Below are 16,770 nucleotides of genomic sequence, written 5' to 3' on the forward strand. Positions count from 1 at the left end.
TCTCAGGCTCTCTTGACTATGCTGTATCGCTCGACGGACTGCCTCTGTCGTGGTGGCGCTCCCGTGCGGAACCTGTCCCATAGCGCATCCCTCCATGCCGGGGAAAACAATGCACCACCAAACTCCGGGATCAAACAACCAGGTCGCACAATCTGTCCTTGGAAAGACAGTTGGCGTTCAAAGCTCTGAAGGCCATGTGGCGAGCCACGGCAGACGAAGACTAACATTACTGCTACACCCTGGTGCCACGATAGCCCGGCAGGCCATGACCTGAATGCAACTGCCCGGCTTCCGTCAGACCGAGGCTTCAAGCCAACTCTGTTGCCCGAAAGGGTGATCAGAGCGAGTTAAGCCACGCGGCAATGGCTCGCCCCACCTCTCCGGGGCTGTCCTCCGGCACGAAGTGGAGACCTTTGATTGCCAATCGCTGCTGATGGGGAAATGTGAGGGCCAGGTCCCTGATGCGCCCCGTGATGAAGACACCGGGCTGCGCGTCGACAAAGAGCTTCGGCAGCTGTGCCGTCCCAAGCCAGGCGGAATAGGCCGCGATCCGTTGGTGGACGTCGGCGGGCTCGCCTGACAACGGTACCTCACGCGGCCATTGCAGGGTGGGCCAGCGGGCGTCACCCGGATCTAGAAAGGGGCGCCGATACTCCGCCATCTCGTCTGGCGAAAGCTGCCGCCGCGTCACACTGGGCAGCATCTTCTCGACAAACATATTCTCATTCAGCACCAGCGTCTCGCCCTCGTCGGAACGAACCGCGTTGAGGGTGGCGTGGAAGCTCTCCGGCAAGTCGTCGAGCGTCAGCGGGGCGATGAACGTCTCCATGTAGGCAACCGCGCGGACCCGCTCCTGATGGCGATAGGCCCAGTCAAAGCCTAGGGCGCCGCCCCAGTCGTGCAGGACAAGCGTCGCCGGCTCTGTGCCCACCAGGGCATCCATGAATGCATCCAGATAGCGCGCGTGGCTGGCGAAACGGTAGCGGTCGGGCTCCGCCCCCGCCGGTATCTTTTCCGAGTCGCCCATGCCGACGAGATCGGGCGCGATGAGCCGGCGACCCGGACCCTCAACATGCGGCAGCACGCCCCGCCACAGGAACGACGAGGTCGGATTGCCGTGCAGAAACACCACCGGGTGGCCCGCACCGCGTTCCACATAGGCCATGCGCCGCCCAAGAGCCTCAACGAAACGCTTTTCGCGCCTCCAGGCGTCGCTCGTCGGTCGCGCCCACGCCCCGGCCTTGGGCTCTTTGGATTGGAAATCATCATGTGACATTCGCCAGCTCCACTATATATGATCAACTCACATATAATGGAGTGACTGCGTCCTGTCATTGACTTTATATGAGCAACTCACACAATGGTGAAATGCACGGTGACAGCGGCCCCCGCACCCTCAACATGCTCGGCGCATTGGCGCTGGCGCTCGCCGACCGGATCGGGGCGAGTGCCGAAGCCACGTCCGGACTGCATGTGACTGCGGCAAGCGCGCTTGTCGTGATCACCAACCATCCCGGCGAACCCGTGGACGCCATCAGGCGCGCGCTCGGGCTCACCCACTCCGGCGCGGTACGGCTTGTGGACGGGCTGGAGGCGGCCGGGCTTGTCGAACGCCGCCGGAGCGACAGGGACGGCCGGGCGATTGCGCTATGGCCGACGAGGGCAGGCGAGCGAACCGCATCAGAAATCACTCTCGCCAGGGCAAGGCTGCTCGCACCGATGCTCGCCCGAACGGAAGAGGCAGACAGGAAAGTGGTCGTAGCCCTGCTCGAGACGGCCCTGGCTGCGCTGACGGACAGCAAAGACCAAGCACGGTCGATATGCCGCTTCTGCGAGGAAGGAATCTGCCGACCGCAGGGCTGCCCCGTAGAACGCGCAGCCTCTGGCGAGACGACATGACGATACCTGCAGACTATTTCACAGAAAGATACGGAGGATTTTCGACAACCGACCTTGCAATCAGCAGCCTCATCGAAATCCGGGTGCAAAAGGCGGTGTTTGGCGGAGACGAAGGGATTCGAACCCTCGAGACCCTTTAGAGGTCTGCGCCCTTAGCAGGGGCGTGCCTTCGACCACTCGGCCACGTCTCCGCCTGCCCGTTTATTGAGGAAAAGGGGCGGGAGCAAGCGGAAAGGTTGGGACCGGCCGGTGGCGTCTGCGGGCGCGTTGTGGGGATCGCTCTCCTTGCAGAGAATCCTTCTGTTCGGCTCGCCGCAGCACTAACCTGCCGCCGCAACCGTGCCGCCGGGTGAGGCGCATTGCCTAAGAAAACCGCCCGAAAAACCAAGGACCTTCTTCATGACCCTGCCTGCGACAGCCCAGATCATCGTCATCGGCGGCGGCATCATCGGGTGTTCGACGGCCTATCACCTGGCGCGCGACCACAAGGCCGATGTGCTCCTGCTGGAACAGGGGAAGATCACGTCGGGGTCTACATGGCATGCGGCGGGGCTTGTCGGGCAGCTGCGGTCCTCGGCTTCGATCACCAAGGTGCTGAAGTACTCGGTCGAGCTTTACAAAGGCCTCGCTGCCGAGACCGGGCTCGATACCGGCTGGAAGATGACGGGCTGTCTGCGGCTGGCCACGACGCCGGACCGCTGGACCGAATTCCGCCGCCTCGCCACCACGGCGAAAAGCTTCGGGATGGAGATGGACCTGATCGGCCCCGATGAGGTCAAGCGGATGTGGCCGCTGATGGAAACCTCGGACCTCATCGGCGCAAGCTGGCTGCCGACCGACGGCCAGGCGAGCCCCTCGGACATCACGCAAAGCCTTGCCAAAGGCGCGCGGATGCATGGGGCCCGGATCATCGAAGGGGTCAAGGTGACGGGCTTTCGCATGGACGGACGGCGGATCACCCACGTTGTCACCGATCAGGGCGAAGTGGCCTGCGACACCGTCGTGAACTGCGGCGGCATGTGGGCCCGGCAGGTGGGGGCGATGGCGGGCGTGGCGGTACCGCTGCACCCCGTCAAGCACCAGTATATCGTGACCGAGAAGATCCCCGGCCTCTCCCCCGATGCGGCAACCCTCCGCGACCCCGACCGGCGGACCTATTTCAAGGAAGAGGTCGGCGGCCTTGTCATGGGCGGCTACGAGCCGGACCCGCAGGGCTGGGTCACCGGCGATATCCCCGAAAACTGGGAGTTCCGCCTCTTTGACGACGACTACGACCATTTCGACCAGCACCTGGAACAGGCGATCGCCCGGGTGCCCGCGCTGGCCGAGGTCGGCGTCAAGCAGATGATCAACGGCGCCGAAAGCTTCACGCCCGACGGGAACTTCATCCTCGGTCCCGCCCCGGAATGCGCAAACATGTATGTCGGTGCGGGCTTCAACGCTTTCGGCATCGCAAGCGGGGGCGGCGCGGGCTGGGTCTTGGCGGAATGGGTGATGCGCGGTGAAGCTCCGCTCGATCTCTGGGCCGTCGACATCCGCCGCTTCTCCAGCCTCCACCGCGACCGCGACTGGGTGGCCGAACGGACACTGGAGGCTTACGGCAAGCATTACACCGTCGCCTTCCCTCATGAGGAATACACCTCCGGCCGCCCCCGCATCGTCTCGCCGCTCTACGACCGCCTGAAGGCGCGGGGCGCGGTTTTCGGATCCAAGCTTGGGTGGGAACGCCCGAACTGGTTCGCTCCACCGGGCGTCGAGCCACACGATGTCTATTCCATGGGACGGCAGAACTGGTTCGGCCCGGTCGGCGAGGAGCACAAACATGTCCGCACCCACGCTGGCCTCTTCGACCAATCCTCCTTCGCCAAGTATGAGCTTTCCGGCCCCAGGGCCGCCGAAGCTCTGGAGGCGATCTGCGCCAACAAGGTTGCGCGCGATGTGGGCCGCCTGACCTACACCCAGCTCCTCAATTCCCGCGGCGGGATCGAGGCCGACCTGACCGTTGCCCGCATGGCCGAGGACCTCTTCTACATCGTCACCGGCACCGGCTTTCGCACCCATGACTTCGGCTGGATCGCCGACCACCTTCCCCTTGAAGGCACTACCTTAAAGGACGTCACCGAAGACTGGGGCACCCTCTCACTGATGGGCCCCAAGGCGCGCGACATTCTGGCGAAGGTCACCACGGCCGATGTCAGCAATGCCGCCCTGCCCTTCGGCTCGGCCCGCGAAATCCCGATTGCCGGAGCCTCGGTCCGCGCCCTGCGTGTGACCTACGTGGGCGAGCTTGGCTGGGAACTCCACATCCCGATCCGCGATATCGGTGCGGTATACGATGCGCTGATGGCCACCGATCCGCACCTGAAGACAGTGGGCTACCGCGCACTGGAATCGCTACGGCTGGAAAAAGGCTACCGCGCCTGGTCGTCCGACATCACACCGAACGATACGCCATTCGAGGCGGGGCTGGGCTGGGCGGTCAAGCTGAAGTCAAACACGCCCTTCCTGGGCCGCGAAGCGCTGGAGGCGCGTCAGGGCCAGCCGCTTGGCAAAAGGTTCGTGGGCTTCACGGTGGACGCCCCCGATGTAGTGCTGGTCGGTCGCGAAACCATCCTGCGTGACGGCCTGCCCGTGGGCTACCTGACCTCGGGTGGCTATGGATATACGGTCGGCAAAAGCATCGGCTACGGCTATGTCCGGAACGACCAAGGCGTCACCCAGGACTGGCTGCGCCAAGGCCGATATGCTCTGGTCATCGCGGGCGAGGAAACCCCAGCCGATCTCGCGCTCGATCCGCTCTATGACCCCGAAGGGACCAAGGTGCGCAGCTAGCCCCCCCTGGGCCGACAGCTCGCAAGACGCGCCAACCCGAAAGCGGGCACCCGACTTTGCGCCCGCCTCGGCCCCGCACTATCATTCCGACAGCCATCGAGGACCGGATGACCTGGATCGACCGCTTCACCGACCTGAAGGACCTGCCCACCGACGTCAGCTCCGAACTTGCGGCGCGCAGCCGCATTGTCTCGCTTCCAACCGGAACACGGGTTTTCGAGCCCGGCCAACATGCCGACAACATGCTCCTTGTCCTTTCAGGCACGGTCCGGGTCCAGCAACTGTCGGACACCGGGCGCGAGGTGTTTCTCTACCGCGTACAGGCCGGCGAAAGCTGCGTGCTGACCACGGCCTGCATGCTGGCGGATGAAGACTATTCCGCGGAAGGGATCGCCGAAACCGACGTCGATGCCGTGGTGATCCCCGGTGCGGTCTTCAACGATCTCGTCGGGCGCTCGCCGGTCTTCCGCAACTTCATCTTCCGCGCCTATTCCCACCGGATCGCGGGCCTTTTCGGGCTGATCGACGACATCGTCTTTCAGCGGATGGACGTGCGCCTCGCCGCCCGGCTACTGGAACTGGAAACCGGCGGCACCATCGCAGCTACCCATCAGGCGCTGTCGGTCGAGCTTGGCACCGCCCGCGAGGTGATCTCCCGGATCCTCGGCGAATTCCAGCGCCGCGGCTGGGTCGAGCTCGCCCGTGGCGAAATCCGCATCATCGCCCGGAAAGGTCTGGAGACACTCGCGCAGTCTGTGACCTAGTCACCGACGAAGACCCCCCGCTTGTGCCATGGTGGCCTCGAGCATGATGCTCAGGAGGGTTCGACATGACCAGGAATGTAGGAACGACCGACCGGGCGCTGCGAGCGCTGATCGGGATACTGGCCCTTGCGGGGGCTTTTGGCCTTGGCTGGTTCTCAGGCTGGATGGTCTGGGCAGCGGCGGCAGTTGGTGTCATCATGCTGGGGACTGCGGCCGTGGGCATGTGCCCGCTTTACCGGCTGATCGGGATCAATACCTGCAGGATTTGAGGGTTGGATGGAAACGGAGTTTACCCCCTGGACCTCGCTTGGGGGCGGCGCGCTGATCGGGCTCGCCGCCGTCTTGTTGATGGCCTTGCATGGCCGCATCCTGGGCGTCACCGGCATCCTCGGCGGGCTTATGCGGTTCAACGATCCGCCTGACTGGTGGCTGCGGGCGGCCTTGGTCGTCGGCATGGCGGCGGGACCACTGCTCTATCTCCTCGGGACGGGGCAGATGCCAAGGGTCGATCTGCCGGTTTCCTTGCCCGCAGTCGTAATCGGCGGGCTGATCGTCGGGGTTGGCGTAAGCTACGGCGGCGGCTGCACTTCGGGTCATGGGATCTGCGGCAACGCCCGCTTTTCGCGCCGTTCGATGGTTGCGACGGTGACCTTCATGGCCACCGCCTTCGCCACCGTTTTCGTCTCTCGTCACCTGATCGGAGGCTGACATGCGCCTCCTCTCAGCCTTCGCCATCGGTCTGATCTTCGGCCTCGGCATCGCCATTTCCGGCATGATCAACCCGGCCAAGGTGCTGAACTTCTTCGACCTGGCAGGGTCGTGGGACCCAAGCCTCGCCTTCGTCATGGGCGGCGCGCTTGCCGTGGCCATTCCCGGCTACCGGCTTGTGCTTGGTCGTCCCTCGCCAAGCTTCGAGGACCGCTTCCAGCTGCCCGATACCCGCGCCATCGACCGTCGCCTCGTCCTCGGCTCGGCCACCTTCGGGGTCGGTTGGGGCATCGCAGGTTTCTGCCCCGGCGGCGCGGTACCCGCTATTGGCACCGGCCAGGCCGAGGTCTTCCTCTTCGTCGCCGCCCTGATCGGCGGTCTTTTGATCGCCCGCGCCTTGCAGGCCAGATCCCTGGCCCTATCCCGCAAACCCGCCTGACATCCAGAGGTGATCCATGTCCGTCACAGTCGATCTTGACGTCAAACCCGATGTGAAAGGCTTCTTCGACCCGGCAACGAATACGATCAGCTATGTGGTCAAGGATCCAAACTCCGATGCCTGCGCCATCATCGATTCCGTGATGGACATCGACTATGCCGCCGGCCGGATCACCTATGCCCACGCCGACGAGATCATCGCCTATGTGAAAGAGAAAGGGCTGACGGTCGACTGGCTGATCGAAACCCACGTCCACGCCGACCACCTCTCGGCCGCGCCCTACATCCAGAAGGCCCTGGGTGGCAAAATCGGCATAGGGCAGAAGATCACCGTCGTGCAGGACACCTTCGGCAAGGTCTTCAACGAAGGCACCGAATTTCAGCGTGACGGCTCGCAGTTCGACCGGCTGTTCCAGGATGGCGACCATTACCGCGTCGGCGGCATGGACTGCTTTGCCATGCACACACCCGGCCATACGCCCGCCTGCATGACCCACGTGATGGGCGATGCGGCCTTTGTGGGCGATACGCTTTTCATGCCGGACGGCGGCTCGGCGCGCGCCGACTTTCCGGGAGGCGACGCCGGTCAGCTTTACGACAGCATCCAGAAAGTGCTGTCATTGCCCGATGCGACAAGGCTTTTCATATGCCATGACTACGGCCCCAACGGGCGGGAAATCCGCTGGGAAACCTCAGTCGGCGACGAGAAGGCACACAACATCCACGTCGGGCATGGAAAGACCCGCGAGGAATTTGTGGCGATGCGCACCGCGCGCGACAAGACGCTCGACATGCCGAAACTCATCATCCCGTCCCTGCAGGTAAACATGCGCGGGGGTGACCTACCGCCCGCAGACGAAAGCGGCAAACGCTTTTTGAAGGTGCCGATCAACGGTCTTTGAGTGCCCGTTGCGATGCTGTCAGCGCGAAGATTCCCGTCATGCCAATACAGAGGTCAAAAGAAACGACCCGGCAAGCGCGCTGCCGCCGGGCCGATGTCCGTCATACCGGAAAGGCACGCTTAGTTGCCAGCCGTTGTAACCGCTTCTTCTTCGTCGTCGTCGCCGCAAGCAATCGCGCAGATCAGGATGACCCCGATGACCACCGGAACGATCCAGCCAGAACGGGGCGGCGCAGCCTCGACAACAGGATCTTCTTCAACGATAACCGGGCCACCAGCGAACGCGGCCGACGTTGCCAAGGTCAGCGCCAGAACGGGCGCAATCAATTTCTTCATGACACTTCCTCTCTTCATTTGCCGGCCTACCCGGCCTTGTTATGTGACTGCAGGCTAGACAGGCATCTGCAGCAATACAACGAGTCTTTTTGCTGCTTTGGGTTCTTTGCCAACAAGACTGGGCACTTGATCACACCAGTCTCAACCGCATTGAACGTGCGGCACCCTGAAATTGCGGCGAAGCACCGACCATAGGGTCAACGATAGAACGTCCGTCACCAAATGAAACGGCGCGGCCAGCTATCGAAAAGCCGCCGCGCCGAAATCAGGCAATTAGACTGAAATCACTCAGCCACGACTTCTTCTTCGTCGTCGTCGCCGCAAGCAATCGCGCAGATCAGGATGACCCCGATGACCACCGGAACGATCCAGCCCGAACGGGGCTTCGCAGCCTCGACCATCGGCTCTTCTTCAACGATAACCGGGCCGCCAGCGAAAGCGGTCGACGTGGCCATAGCCAGCGCCAGTACGGACGCAGTAAGTTTCTTCATGGCATATCCTCTCTATATTCCGGGCAATCCCCCGGGGACGCACACCAGCAAGCTATTCGGGCGTCAAGGGCTGCACAACGGATTCGTTACCTGCTGTGCCGATTGAGTCAGAGAGTTTGGCTTTCTTGCAACACGCCCAGCGATGATCCGATCCTGCACGCGGACGACTGAAGGTTATGCCGCCGCCCGGGCCGGCATCTATCAACGAAATCAAACAGGAAGGTCTGGATGCCGCAGGGCCTGGCCAGAAAGCCCTTTCAGAACATGCCTGGAACCACCTGATCCGGCGGGCGATGACCGTCGGCAAAGGTCTTGATGTTGATGATCACCTTCTCGCCCATCTCGACCCGGCCTTCGACCGTCGCCGACCCCATATGCGGCAGCAGAACAACATTCGGCAACTCCAAGAGCCGCGGGTTCACGTCCGTGCCGTGCTCGTAGACGTCCAGCCCCGCCCCCGCCAGCTCACCGGCTCGAAGGGCGCGCGTCAGCGCGTTCTGGTCGATGACCTCGCCGCGCGAGGTGTTCACCACCACCGATGTCGGCTTCATCAGCTTCAACCGCCGGGCGTTCAGCAAATGGAACGTCGAGGGCGTATGCGGGCAGTTGATCGACAGGATGTCCATCCGCGCCAGCATCTGGTCGAAGCTCTCCCACCACGTCGCTTCCAGCTCTGCCTCCGTCTCGGGCCGCAGGCGTTTACGGTTGTGATAATGCACCTGCAGACCAAAGGCCCGTGCCCGCCGGGCGACCGCCTGCCCGATCCGGCCCATCCCCAGGATCCCAAGCCTCCGGCCGCCAAGCCTGCCCCCAAGGTTGGCCATCGGCGACCAGCCGGTCCAGCTGCCGGACTGCATGACCTGCAGGCCTTCGGGAATACGCCGCGTCACCGCCAGAATCAGCGCCATGACCATGTCGGCCGTATCTTCGGTCACCACGCCGGGGGTGTTCGACACCAGTATCCCGCGCTGACGGGCGGTTGCCACGTCGATATGGTCGAAACCCGCCCCATAATTCGCGATCAGCTTCAGCTTCTCGCCCGCCTGGGCCAGCAACGGCGCATCTATCGTGTCGGTGATCGTCGGCACCAGAACATCGGCCCGGCACATCGCCGAGGCCAGTTCGTCGCGGGTCATCGCCACGTCGGGATCGCGGAGCTCGACGTCGAAAAGCTCCTTCATCCGCGTTTCCACGCTTTCCGGCAGCCGTCGCGTCACGATCACAGTCAGGCGGTTGGCAGGCATGCGTGTTCTCCCCGACCCTTCCAAAACCGGCGTCCTTCGGGCAAGGTGCAGCCAAGCGGGGCAATGCACAAGACCCGGTGAGCGGTAACGGCAAGGGCGTCGCGGCAAGCGACGCGGGTTAGGGCAGCAGGCATGTGGCGGTTCGTATTGGTATTGGCAGTTCTGGGCGCGCTTTGGGGCGGGGCCGCGGCGGCGCAAGAGACCGACACGCCGGTCACGACCGACAAGCCGCCCGAGAAGCAGTGCCAGCCGGACATCGGCTGCGTGACGAACCTCCCGCTCCCCCGGTTCGTGTCGCTGAAGGGCAGCGAGGGCAACGCCCGGCGCGGCCCCGGCCTTACGCACCGCATCGACTGGGTGTTCACCCGTGCGGGCATGCCGCTCAAGATCACCGCCGAATACGAAAACTGGCGCCGGGTCGAAGACTTTGAGGGCGCGGGTGGCTGGGTGCACTATTCGCTTCTGTCCGGTGTCCGGACCGCCCTGGTAACGCTCGACATGGCCGAATTCCTCGATGCACCAGAGGACAAAGGCACAGTGATCGCCCAGGCCGAGCTTGGCGTCATCGCCCGCGTTCTGGAATGCAGTTCCGAATGGTGTAGGGTCGCGATCGAAGGCCAGCGCGGCTGGGTGCGCAAAAGCTCGATCTGGGGCGTGAAGCCAGATGAAATCATCGAATGATCCGGTAGCAAGCGGCTTCAGGCTCGCCATCTCGGCGGGCGCCGCCTCGGTGCTGGTCGCGGCGGTACTCGTTGCGCTGAAGCTCTGGGCGCTGGCCGAAACCGGGGCGCTGTCGATTGCCGCCTCGCTGGCCGACAGCGTGCTCGACCTGATGATGTCGCTCGGGGCTGCTGCGGCCATCGTCTACGCATCGCGACCGGCGGACGAAGACCACGCTTTTGGCCACACATCTGCCGAAGACCTGGTAGCGCTGGCGCAGGCGCTCTTCATCCTGATCTCGGCCGGGGTAATCGCCTGGGCTGCAATCCTGCGGCTGTCGGCAGACGAGCCGCCGGTGCTCGCGGCCGAAGGCCGGGGCCTCATCGTGATGTGCACCTCGGTCGTGCTGACCATCGCTCTGGTCTGGTGGCAGGGCCGGGTCGCCCGCCGGACCGGAAGCAGGGTCGTCGCGGCAGACCGCCTGCACTACCTTGGCGATCTTCTGCCGAGCCTCGGGGCCATCGCCGCGCTCTGGGTTTCCAGCCGCTACGGCATCGGCTCGGTCGACGCGGTGGTGGCGCTTGGCGCGTCCGGGGTGCTGGCCTTCGGCGCCCTCCGGATCGGCAAGGGCGCCTGGGACGCGCTGATGGACCGGGCTGCCGATCCGGCAATCGTGGACGGAATTGCCGCCATCGCCCGCGACTGGCCCGGCGTGCGCGGTTTCCACGACCTCAAGACGCGCACGGCCGGAAGCCGTGTCTTCGTCAACCTTCATATCGAACTTGACGGCGACCAGAGCTTGCGAGAGGCACATGATATCGGCGCAGGCCTTCGCCGAGCGATCCTTTCCGCCTATCCCCAGGCGGACGTCATCATTCATAAGGACGTGCACCAGGGATGATTAAACAAATGCACCGTATTCTATTGACTTAGCAGTATGGCGGCTTGATTATACGAACGTATAACAGGTGACGCCATGCAACCCGCCCGCCGTATCTATCGCCGCGAAAGCGAAGAGAACCGCCGCTCGGCCCTGATCGCCGCCACGCAAGCGCTGGTGGCCGAGGGCGGGCCGGAGGCGGCGACCGTCCGTGCCATCGCCGAACGGGCAGGCGTCACGCCAGGGCTGATCCGGCACTACTTCCACAGCAAGGACGAACTGACCCGCGCCGCCTATCGGGCGCTGATGGACGGGATGATGGCCAAGGGCGCGGACGCGATCGAAGGCGTCGGCGCAAATCCTGAAGAGCGTCTTGCAGCCTTTGTCGCGGCGTCGCTGCGCCCGCCGGTCCTTGATGCGGGGGCGGTGGTTCTCTGGGCGGGCTACATGCACAAGGTCCGCAGCGATCCCGATCTGATGAACGTGCACGAAGCGGGCTACATGGCCTTCCGCAACACGCTCCAGCGGCTGATCGAAACCCTCCCCCGCGAAACGAAACCCGGCCAGACCCGAACCGAGGCAATCGCCTGCAACGCGGTGCTCGACGGCCTCTGGATCGAGGGCTCGCTGTTGCCAGCCGCCTTTGCGCCGGGCGAGATCATAACCACCGGCCTCAGCTCGATAGGCGCGATCCTTGGCGTCAACCTGCTGGCCCATATCTCGAAGCTTCCCGACTTCAGAAAGACCACACCATGAGATACGCCTCAGTTACCGACCGTCTGTCAGGCCTCGGAGGGGCCAAATGGGCCCTTCACGCCCGCGCGCGCGCCATGAAGGCGGCGGGGGAAGACATCATCGAGCTTACCATCGGTGAGCCTGACGTGCCGACCCCCGCCCGTTTCACCGAAGCGGCCGCCCGGTCGATGGCCAAAGGTCGTACAGGTTACTCCAATGGCCGGGGCGAACCCGGCCTGGTTGCCGCACTGGCCGCCCGATACTCCGCCCGCCGCGGGCGCGAGATCGGACGCGATCAGGTCATGTGTCTGCCGGGGACGCAGACGGTGCTCTACGCCGTCCTTCGCGCCCTGGCAGAGAGCGACGACGAAGTGCTGATCGGCGACCCGATGTACGCGACCTACGAGGGCCTGATCACCCAGACCGGCGCCAGGGCCGTACCCGTGCCCCTGAAGCCCGAACACGGCTTCCGGATGCAGGTCGCCGATGCCGCGGCGCGGATCACCCCACGGACGCGGGTTCTGTTCCTGAACACCCCGCACAACCCCACAGGCGCCGTCCTGCGGCCCGACGACATCCGCGCGCTCGGGGCGCTGGCCAAGCAGCATGATCTCTGGATCCTCTCCGACGAGGTCTATGAGGATATGGTCTTCCCCGGCATCACCTTCACATCACCACTCGACCTCCCCGACCTGGCCGAGCGCGTGGTGGTCGCCTCATCAATCTCCAAGTCCCACGCCGCTCCCGGTTTTCGGTCCGGATGGTGCGTCGGCCCCGCAGAATTCTGCGCGAGACTACTGCCACTTTCAGAAACCATGCTTTTTGGCTCCCAACCCTTCATCGCCGACCTCACAGAAATTGCAATTTCCGAACCTTCACCCGTTGCCCCCGGAATGGTCGACCGCTTCTCCCGCCGGGCCGCCGTGCTCGCCCAGACGCTGCACGGCACAGCGGGCCTCAGGGTACACCGCCCGGAAGCCGGCATGTTCGCGCTGGTCGACGTCCGCGCCACCGGGCTTTCGGGCGAGGCCTTCGCGACCTGCCTTCTCGAGCAACACAAGGTCGCCGTAATGCCCGGCGAAAGCTTTGGCGCTGGACTTTCGGGCTGGGTCCGGCTTTCGCTTACCCAACCCGATGACCGCATGGTCGAGGCCACCACTCGCATCGCCGCCCACGCGGCCACTATCCTTGGGAACGCAGCATGACCACGGTCGGCATCCGTCTTGTCGAGGGCCTTGTCGCCAGGGGGGTCGAGGTGGTCTTCGGCATCCCCGGCGTCCACACGCTTGAGCTGTACCGCGGCCTCTCAGCCGCTGGGGATAAAATCCGCCACGTCACCCCCCGCCACGAACAGGGCGCGGGCTTCATGGCCGACGGCTATGCACGCGTCTCCGGCAAGCCCGGCGTCGCCTTCGTCATCACCGGTCCCGGCCTCACCAACACGCTCACCGCCATGGCCCAGGCCCGCGCGGATTCGATCCCCATGCTCGTCGTCTCCGGCCTTGGCCGCAGCGACACGCTTGGCAAGGGCTGGGGGCGCCTCCACGAACTTCCCGACCAGGGCGCCATGGTCCAGACGCTCTGCCACAGCGAAACCGTGACCGACCCGAAGAAGCTCGGCGAAGTTCTTGACCGCGCCTTTGCCGCCATGACCTCCGGCCGCCCCGGCCCCGCGCATATCCAGATCTCGACCAACATGATGGGCGCCGCCTGCCCCGAACTCCCACCACCGTCCATGGGCGGGGCCGCTGTACCCCTGCCCCTCGGCAGGCTCCGCGGCATCGCCCAGACCCTGAACAACGCCGAGCGTGTGGTCATCCTTGCAGGCGGCGGTGTGCGCCGCGCCGAAGCCCAGCTCCAGAAGCTCGCCGAGATGCTGGATGCCCCGGTCGTCCTCACCGCCAACGCCCGCGGCGCGATGCATGACCACCGGCTCTGCGTTCCGGCCTCACCCAGCCTGCCCAGCGTCCGCAAACTCATCGCCGCAGCCGACCAGGTGCTGGCAATCGGCACCGAACTTGGCCCCACCGACTATGACGTCTACGCCAAGGGCGGCCTGCCCGACCTTTCCGGCATGATCCGCATCGACATCTGCGCCGATCAGCTGGCCCGCCATCCGGCCAAGATGCCGATCAAGGCTGATGCCGGGCCGATGATGGCCGCCCTTCTGCCGAACCTCCTGCCCGCCAATCGCGACGGCGCGGCACGGGCCGATGCCACGCGCGAAGCCGCGCGGGCCGAGCTTCCGGGCCTCTACGCCCACCTGCCCGAACAGCTCGACATCGTCGAGACGATCCGCGACGCGATGCCGGGCGCCATCATCGTTGGTGACAGCACCCAGCCGGTCTATGCCGCGAACCTCTACTACGATCACGACCGCCCCGGCGGCTGGTTCAACGCCGCCACCGGCTACGGCGCGCTCGGCTATGCTCCCGGCGCCGCAGTCGGCGCAGCCATCGCCGCCCCCGGCGTTCCCGTCGTCTGCCTGATCGGCGACGGCGGCCTGCAGTTCAGCCCCGGCGAAGTGCGCACGGCGCTGGACGAACAGCTCCCGATCACCTTCATCGTCTGGAACAACTCCGGCTTCCGCGAGATAGCCGAGGCGATGCGCGAGGCGAAAGTCCCAGTCCTCGGCTGCGACCCCTCGCCCCTGGACATGAAGCACTTCGCTATGGCCTGCGACGTGCCCTTCGCCAGCGTCTCGCAAGACCCCGACGAACTCGCGGATATCCTCACCGCCCCAATGGACGGCCCGCGTCTCTTGGAGGTTCAAGTCCGGTAAGGCGGACTATTGAACTAAGGAGGCATTCGTCAGTCTCGACAGCGTATCCATCCTGACGCAGAGCCAAGCATGAACATTCCTCCCCACAAGGATATTGCTGCAAGTGCGCCCGACCAGATCGTTGAAATCCAGGGGTCGCCGACCAAACTGATTGGTGTCCTTATAGGCAGTATCCTGTTTGCCCTGATCTATGCTCGTTTAGCCTTTGGCTATGTCTCCATTCCGGCCAACAAGGAGTATGCGATCTACGGCTACGGCTTTGGGGTTCTATTCTTCGGCGCGATAATCGCGATCACCATCAAACGTCTGCTGTCGGCTCCCAAGGCAATCATCACACTGTCGCCCGCGGGCTACCACGACACACGGGTGTCAGAACGGCCGATCCCGTGGGAGGCAATCCGCGAAATACTGATCTGGAAGATGCATTCGCAACGGGTCATCGTGCTGAAGGTGCCACCCGAGGTTGAAGCTTCGATTGGCCTGACCCCCATTGCCCGCTGGACGCGTGGAGGCAATGCCAAGTTTGGTGCGGACGGGTTGAGTACCGTGGCCAACGGCCTGAACATCAGCCATGATGACCTCTTGGCGGCGATTGCCAGCCGGGCAACCGCGGCAACCGCGATACGCAAGTCTGCCTAACGGAACGGGGCTTCTCGAAACTCAAGTCCGCTGACGCGCCAGGATCGGTGCAAGCAGGAACACCACCCCCACCAGACAGGCCGCGAAGACAAAGGCAAAGCGCAGCCCAAAGCTGCCTGCGATCAGGCCCAGCAGCGGCGGTCCGAAGAAATAGCCGAAGTAGCCCAGAAGCGTAGCCCTTGCGACCGCCCGCGCGCGGGCCTCGGGCTCGCTCAGCTGGCCAACCAGCGAAAAGGCCGTGGGCGCCAGGACCGACGCCCCGATCCCCATGATGATGAAGCCAAGGTAGGCCCAGCCCGGCCCTGCCGCCTGCGCCACGATCATCGCCCCGATCGCCGCAATCACCGCGCCGACCCGCAGGATGGTAAAGGCATTGACCCTGACCGCCAGCCACTGCCCCCCAAGCCGCGCGAACCCCATCGTCAGCGCCAGCGCCGCCGGGCCCATCGCGCCCTCCTCCGGGCTGCCGCCCAGCGTCTTCTCGATATGCAGGGCCGACCAGTTCTCCGCCGCATTCTCGGTCATGAAGGCGATCAGCACGATCCCCCCGCCAATGACCGGCACCAGCCCCAAGGGTAGCGCAGTGCCGTCCTTCGGCTTTCTCAAGCCCCGGATCAGCCCGTCCCGCTCCAGCGCCATAAGGGCGCACAGAACCCCGACCCCGGCCATCGTCCCCATCACCCACCCGGGCCCCCAACCCGCCCCGCGCAACACCCCCGTCAGGATCGCGCCCCCCGCATAGCCGAAGGAATAGGCGGCGTGGGTCAGGTTCATCAGATGCAGCCCGCGCGAGGTCTCCATCGCCGCAACACGGGCGTTCATCAGCACATCCGTCAGCCCGGTCGCCGCCCCGGCACAGGCCATCGCCAGCGGAAAGAGCCAGATCACCGAAGCCTGCCCCGGCAGGGAGAAAGCCACCGCCATCAGCAACACCGCCGAAGGCAGGGCCGCCCGGCCCATGACCGAACCGAAGGCCGGTGCCGCGAGCATCGCGCTGATCGCGGCTATCGGCGTGAAGAAGATCAGAAGCCCCAGCTCGGTCTCGTCCACCCCCAGCATCGACTTCAGATCCGGCAACACCGCCGCGAACGTGCCCCAGAGGACTCCCATGGCCGTAAACGCGGCAATCGCGGGCCTTGTGTAGGCAAGGGTGGCAAGGGCAGACATTCATGCGGCTCCGACCGGGAACCCGACAGGTAGCTCTTGAACCCGCCCTAAGCCAGTCCCCCCGCGACCCCCGGCAACTCCGAAAGCGACACCCACCCCACCCCCGCAAGACCCGGGAACTTATCCCTTCCCTTCCCACCGATTCGCCGCTATAGGCCCCCGGTCGCGCCACGCACCCTTGGAGGGTGGCGGACTTACATTGGAGAGAACCTATGGCACGCGAGATCGCTGATCTTCTGGCCGAGGTACGGACGGGGACAGGCAAGGGGGCCGCCCGTCAAGCCCGTCGTGAGG

Annotated in this window: 18 protein-coding genes, 1 tRNA gene and 1 pseudogene; 14 read left to right on the top strand and 6 right to left on the bottom strand. The window is 64.6% G+C overall.

The window, feature by feature from the left end; translation table 11 throughout:
• Positions 1-337 precede the first annotated feature (337 nt).
• Positions 338-1,276 carry a haloalkane dehalogenase gene (locus tag ACRCSW_RS08810; protein WP_438704315.1) on the bottom strand — a complete coding sequence of 313 codons (939 nt, stop codon included), beginning with the start codon at positions 1,274-1,276 and terminating at the stop codon, positions 338-340.
• 92 nt (positions 1,277-1,368) lie between these two features.
• On the opposite strand from ACRCSW_RS08810, the gene ACRCSW_RS08815 reads away from it, so the two are divergent.
• Positions 1,369-1,899: a MarR family winged helix-turn-helix transcriptional regulator gene (locus ACRCSW_RS08815; RefSeq protein WP_438704317.1), complete on the top strand. Its 531-nt coding sequence runs from the start codon at positions 1,369-1,371 to the stop codon at positions 1,897-1,899.
• 100 nt (positions 1,900-1,999) lie between these two features.
• On the opposite strand, the gene ACRCSW_RS08820 is transcribed toward ACRCSW_RS08815, so the two are convergent.
• Positions 2,000-2,090 (bottom strand) — tRNA-Ser (locus tag ACRCSW_RS08820).
• A gap of 208 nt (positions 2,091-2,298) precedes the next feature.
• On the opposite strand from ACRCSW_RS08820, the gene ACRCSW_RS08825 reads away from it, so the two are divergent.
• The 6 genes from ACRCSW_RS08825 to ACRCSW_RS08850 all read left to right on the top strand — a co-directional run bounded on the left by ACRCSW_RS08825 (position 2,299) and on the right by ACRCSW_RS08850 (position 7,543).
• Positions 2,299-4,731 carry a GcvT family protein gene (locus ACRCSW_RS08825; RefSeq protein WP_438704319.1) on the top strand — a complete coding sequence of 811 codons (2,433 nt, stop codon included), beginning with the start codon at positions 2,299-2,301 and terminating at the stop codon, positions 4,729-4,731.
• Between the two features lie 107 nt (positions 4,732-4,838).
• Positions 4,839-5,495, top strand: a complete 657-nt coding sequence (locus ACRCSW_RS08830; protein ID WP_438704322.1) for a Crp/Fnr family transcriptional regulator — start codon at positions 4,839-4,841, stop codon at positions 5,493-5,495.
• A 65-nt stretch (positions 5,496-5,560) separates the two neighbouring features.
• A complete protein-coding gene (locus ACRCSW_RS08835) occupies positions 5,561-5,764 on the top strand; it encodes a YgaP family membrane protein (protein WP_438704324.1) in 204 nt (67 codons plus the stop codon).
• A gap of 7 nt (positions 5,765-5,771) precedes the next feature.
• Positions 5,772-6,203 carry a YeeE/YedE family protein gene (locus ACRCSW_RS08840; protein WP_438704325.1) on the top strand — a complete coding sequence of 144 codons (432 nt, stop codon included), beginning with the start codon at positions 5,772-5,774 and terminating at the stop codon, positions 6,201-6,203.
• A gap of 1 nt (position 6,204) precedes the next feature.
• Complete coding sequence (locus tag ACRCSW_RS08845; protein WP_438704326.1) at positions 6,205-6,642, top strand: DUF6691 family protein; 438 nt, start codon at positions 6,205-6,207, stop codon at positions 6,640-6,642.
• A 16-nt stretch (positions 6,643-6,658) separates the two neighbouring features.
• Complete coding sequence (locus ACRCSW_RS08850; protein WP_438704328.1) at positions 6,659-7,543, top strand: MBL fold metallo-hydrolase; 885 nt, start codon at positions 6,659-6,661, stop codon at positions 7,541-7,543.
• A gap of 119 nt (positions 7,544-7,662) precedes the next feature.
• Here the strand turns inward: ACRCSW_RS08850 and ACRCSW_RS08855 are convergent, their stop codons facing one another.
• The 3 genes from ACRCSW_RS08855 to ACRCSW_RS08865 all read right to left on the bottom strand — a co-directional run bounded on the left by ACRCSW_RS08855 (position 7,663) and on the right by ACRCSW_RS08865 (position 9,613).
• A complete protein-coding gene (locus tag ACRCSW_RS08855) occupies positions 7,663-7,878 on the bottom strand; it encodes a hypothetical protein (protein ID WP_438704330.1) in 216 nt (71 codons plus the stop codon).
• A gap of 284 nt (positions 7,879-8,162) precedes the next feature.
• Complete coding sequence (locus ACRCSW_RS08860) at positions 8,163-8,369, bottom strand: hypothetical protein (RefSeq protein ID WP_438704332.1); 207 nt, start codon at positions 8,367-8,369, stop codon at positions 8,163-8,165.
• Positions 8,370-8,626: 257 nt separating this feature from the next.
• Positions 8,627-9,613, bottom strand: a complete 987-nt coding sequence (locus ACRCSW_RS08865; RefSeq protein WP_438704333.1) for a 2-hydroxyacid dehydrogenase — start codon at positions 9,611-9,613, stop codon at positions 8,627-8,629.
• Positions 9,614-9,745: 132 nt separating this feature from the next.
• On the opposite strand from ACRCSW_RS08865, the gene ACRCSW_RS08870 reads away from it, so the two are divergent.
• From ACRCSW_RS08870 to ACRCSW_RS08895, 6 genes are all read left to right on the top strand, one after another.
• Positions 9,746-10,294: an SH3 domain-containing protein gene (locus tag ACRCSW_RS08870; RefSeq protein ID WP_438704335.1), complete on the top strand. Its 549-nt coding sequence runs from the start codon at positions 9,746-9,748 to the stop codon at positions 10,292-10,294.
• Complete coding sequence (locus tag ACRCSW_RS08875) at positions 10,278-11,174, top strand: cation diffusion facilitator family transporter (RefSeq protein ID WP_438704337.1); 897 nt, start codon at positions 10,278-10,280, stop codon at positions 11,172-11,174. Before ACRCSW_RS08870 ends, ACRCSW_RS08875 begins: the two co-directional genes overlap by 17 nt.
• Before the next feature lie 75 nt (positions 11,175-11,249).
• Positions 11,250-11,909, top strand: coding sequence for a TetR/AcrR family transcriptional regulator (locus ACRCSW_RS08880; RefSeq protein ID WP_438704339.1), 660 nt, complete (start codon positions 11,250-11,252; stop codon positions 11,907-11,909).
• Entirely contained in the window at positions 11,906-13,093 is a 1,188-nt protein-coding gene (locus ACRCSW_RS08885) for a pyridoxal phosphate-dependent aminotransferase (RefSeq protein ID WP_438704340.1), read from the top strand. Before ACRCSW_RS08880 ends, ACRCSW_RS08885 begins: the two co-directional genes overlap by 4 nt.
• A complete protein-coding gene (locus ACRCSW_RS08890) occupies positions 13,090-14,670 on the top strand; it encodes a 5-guanidino-2-oxopentanoate decarboxylase (RefSeq protein ID WP_438704342.1) in 1,581 nt (526 codons plus the stop codon). The genes ACRCSW_RS08885 and ACRCSW_RS08890 overlap by 4 nt, the downstream gene beginning before the upstream one ends.
• A 69-nt stretch (positions 14,671-14,739) precedes the next feature.
• The gene (locus tag ACRCSW_RS08895; RefSeq protein ID WP_438704344.1) at positions 14,740-15,309 is read left to right on the top strand and encodes an STM3941 family protein; all 570 of its coding nucleotides are present in this window, start codon (positions 14,740-14,742) and stop codon (positions 15,307-15,309) included.
• A 21-nt stretch (positions 15,310-15,330) separates the two neighbouring features.
• Here the strand turns inward: ACRCSW_RS08895 and ACRCSW_RS08900 are convergent, their stop codons facing one another.
• Positions 15,331-16,476, bottom strand: coding sequence for an MFS transporter (locus ACRCSW_RS08900; protein ID WP_438704345.1), 1,146 nt, complete (start codon positions 16,474-16,476; stop codon positions 15,331-15,333).
• A 212-nt stretch (positions 16,477-16,688) separates the two neighbouring features.
• On the opposite strand from ACRCSW_RS08900, the pseudogene ACRCSW_RS08905 reads away from it, so the two are divergent.
• Positions 16,689-16,770 (top strand): annotated as a pseudogene (locus tag ACRCSW_RS08905) (50S ribosomal protein L25/general stress protein Ctc); the annotation flags it as partial.

It is taken from the genome of Tabrizicola sp. (assembly GCF_051645465.1).
In the GTDB taxonomy this organism is placed as follows: domain Bacteria; phylum Pseudomonadota; class Alphaproteobacteria; order Rhodobacterales; family Rhodobacteraceae; genus Tabrizicola.

What these genes read in the sequence shown, in the direction of transcription:
- ACRCSW_RS08810 (WP_438704315.1), bottom strand. Translation starts at nt 1,276, where the DNA reads ATGTCACATGATGATTTCCAATCCAAAGAGCCCAAGGCCGGGGCGTGG.
- ACRCSW_RS08815 (WP_438704317.1), top strand. Translation starts at nt 1,369, where the DNA reads ATGCACGGTGACAGCGGCCCCCGCACCCTCAACATGCTCGGCGCATTG.
- ACRCSW_RS08825 (WP_438704319.1), top strand. Translation starts at nt 2,299, where the DNA reads ATGACCCTGCCTGCGACAGCCCAGATCATCGTCATCGGCGGCGGCATC.
- ACRCSW_RS08830 (WP_438704322.1), top strand. Translation starts at nt 4,839, where the DNA reads ATGACCTGGATCGACCGCTTCACCGACCTGAAGGACCTGCCCACCGAC.
- ACRCSW_RS08835 (WP_438704324.1), top strand. Translation starts at nt 5,561, where the DNA reads ATGACCAGGAATGTAGGAACGACCGACCGGGCGCTGCGAGCGCTGATC.
- ACRCSW_RS08840 (WP_438704325.1), top strand. Translation starts at nt 5,772, where the DNA reads ATGGAAACGGAGTTTACCCCCTGGACCTCGCTTGGGGGCGGCGCGCTG.
- ACRCSW_RS08845 (WP_438704326.1), top strand. Translation starts at nt 6,205, where the DNA reads ATGCGCCTCCTCTCAGCCTTCGCCATCGGTCTGATCTTCGGCCTCGGC.
- ACRCSW_RS08850 (WP_438704328.1), top strand. Translation starts at nt 6,659, where the DNA reads ATGTCCGTCACAGTCGATCTTGACGTCAAACCCGATGTGAAAGGCTTC.
- ACRCSW_RS08855 (WP_438704330.1), bottom strand. Translation starts at nt 7,878, where the DNA reads ATGAAGAAATTGATTGCGCCCGTTCTGGCGCTGACCTTGGCAACGTCG.
- ACRCSW_RS08860 (WP_438704332.1), bottom strand. Translation starts at nt 8,369, where the DNA reads ATGAAGAAACTTACTGCGTCCGTACTGGCGCTGGCTATGGCCACGTCG.
- ACRCSW_RS08865 (WP_438704333.1), bottom strand. Translation starts at nt 9,613, where the DNA reads ATGCCTGCCAACCGCCTGACTGTGATCGTGACGCGACGGCTGCCGGAA.
- ACRCSW_RS08870 (WP_438704335.1), top strand. Translation starts at nt 9,746, where the DNA reads ATGTGGCGGTTCGTATTGGTATTGGCAGTTCTGGGCGCGCTTTGGGGC.
- ACRCSW_RS08875 (WP_438704337.1), top strand. Translation starts at nt 10,278, where the DNA reads ATGAAATCATCGAATGATCCGGTAGCAAGCGGCTTCAGGCTCGCCATC.
- ACRCSW_RS08880 (WP_438704339.1), top strand. Translation starts at nt 11,250, where the DNA reads ATGCAACCCGCCCGCCGTATCTATCGCCGCGAAAGCGAAGAGAACCGC.
- ACRCSW_RS08885 (WP_438704340.1), top strand. Translation starts at nt 11,906, where the DNA reads ATGAGATACGCCTCAGTTACCGACCGTCTGTCAGGCCTCGGAGGGGCC.
- ACRCSW_RS08890 (WP_438704342.1), top strand. Translation starts at nt 13,090, where the DNA reads ATGACCACGGTCGGCATCCGTCTTGTCGAGGGCCTTGTCGCCAGGGGG.
- ACRCSW_RS08895 (WP_438704344.1), top strand. Translation starts at nt 14,740, where the DNA reads ATGAACATTCCTCCCCACAAGGATATTGCTGCAAGTGCGCCCGACCAG.
- ACRCSW_RS08900 (WP_438704345.1), bottom strand. Translation starts at nt 16,476, where the DNA reads ATGTCTGCCCTTGCCACCCTTGCCTACACAAGGCCCGCGATTGCCGCG.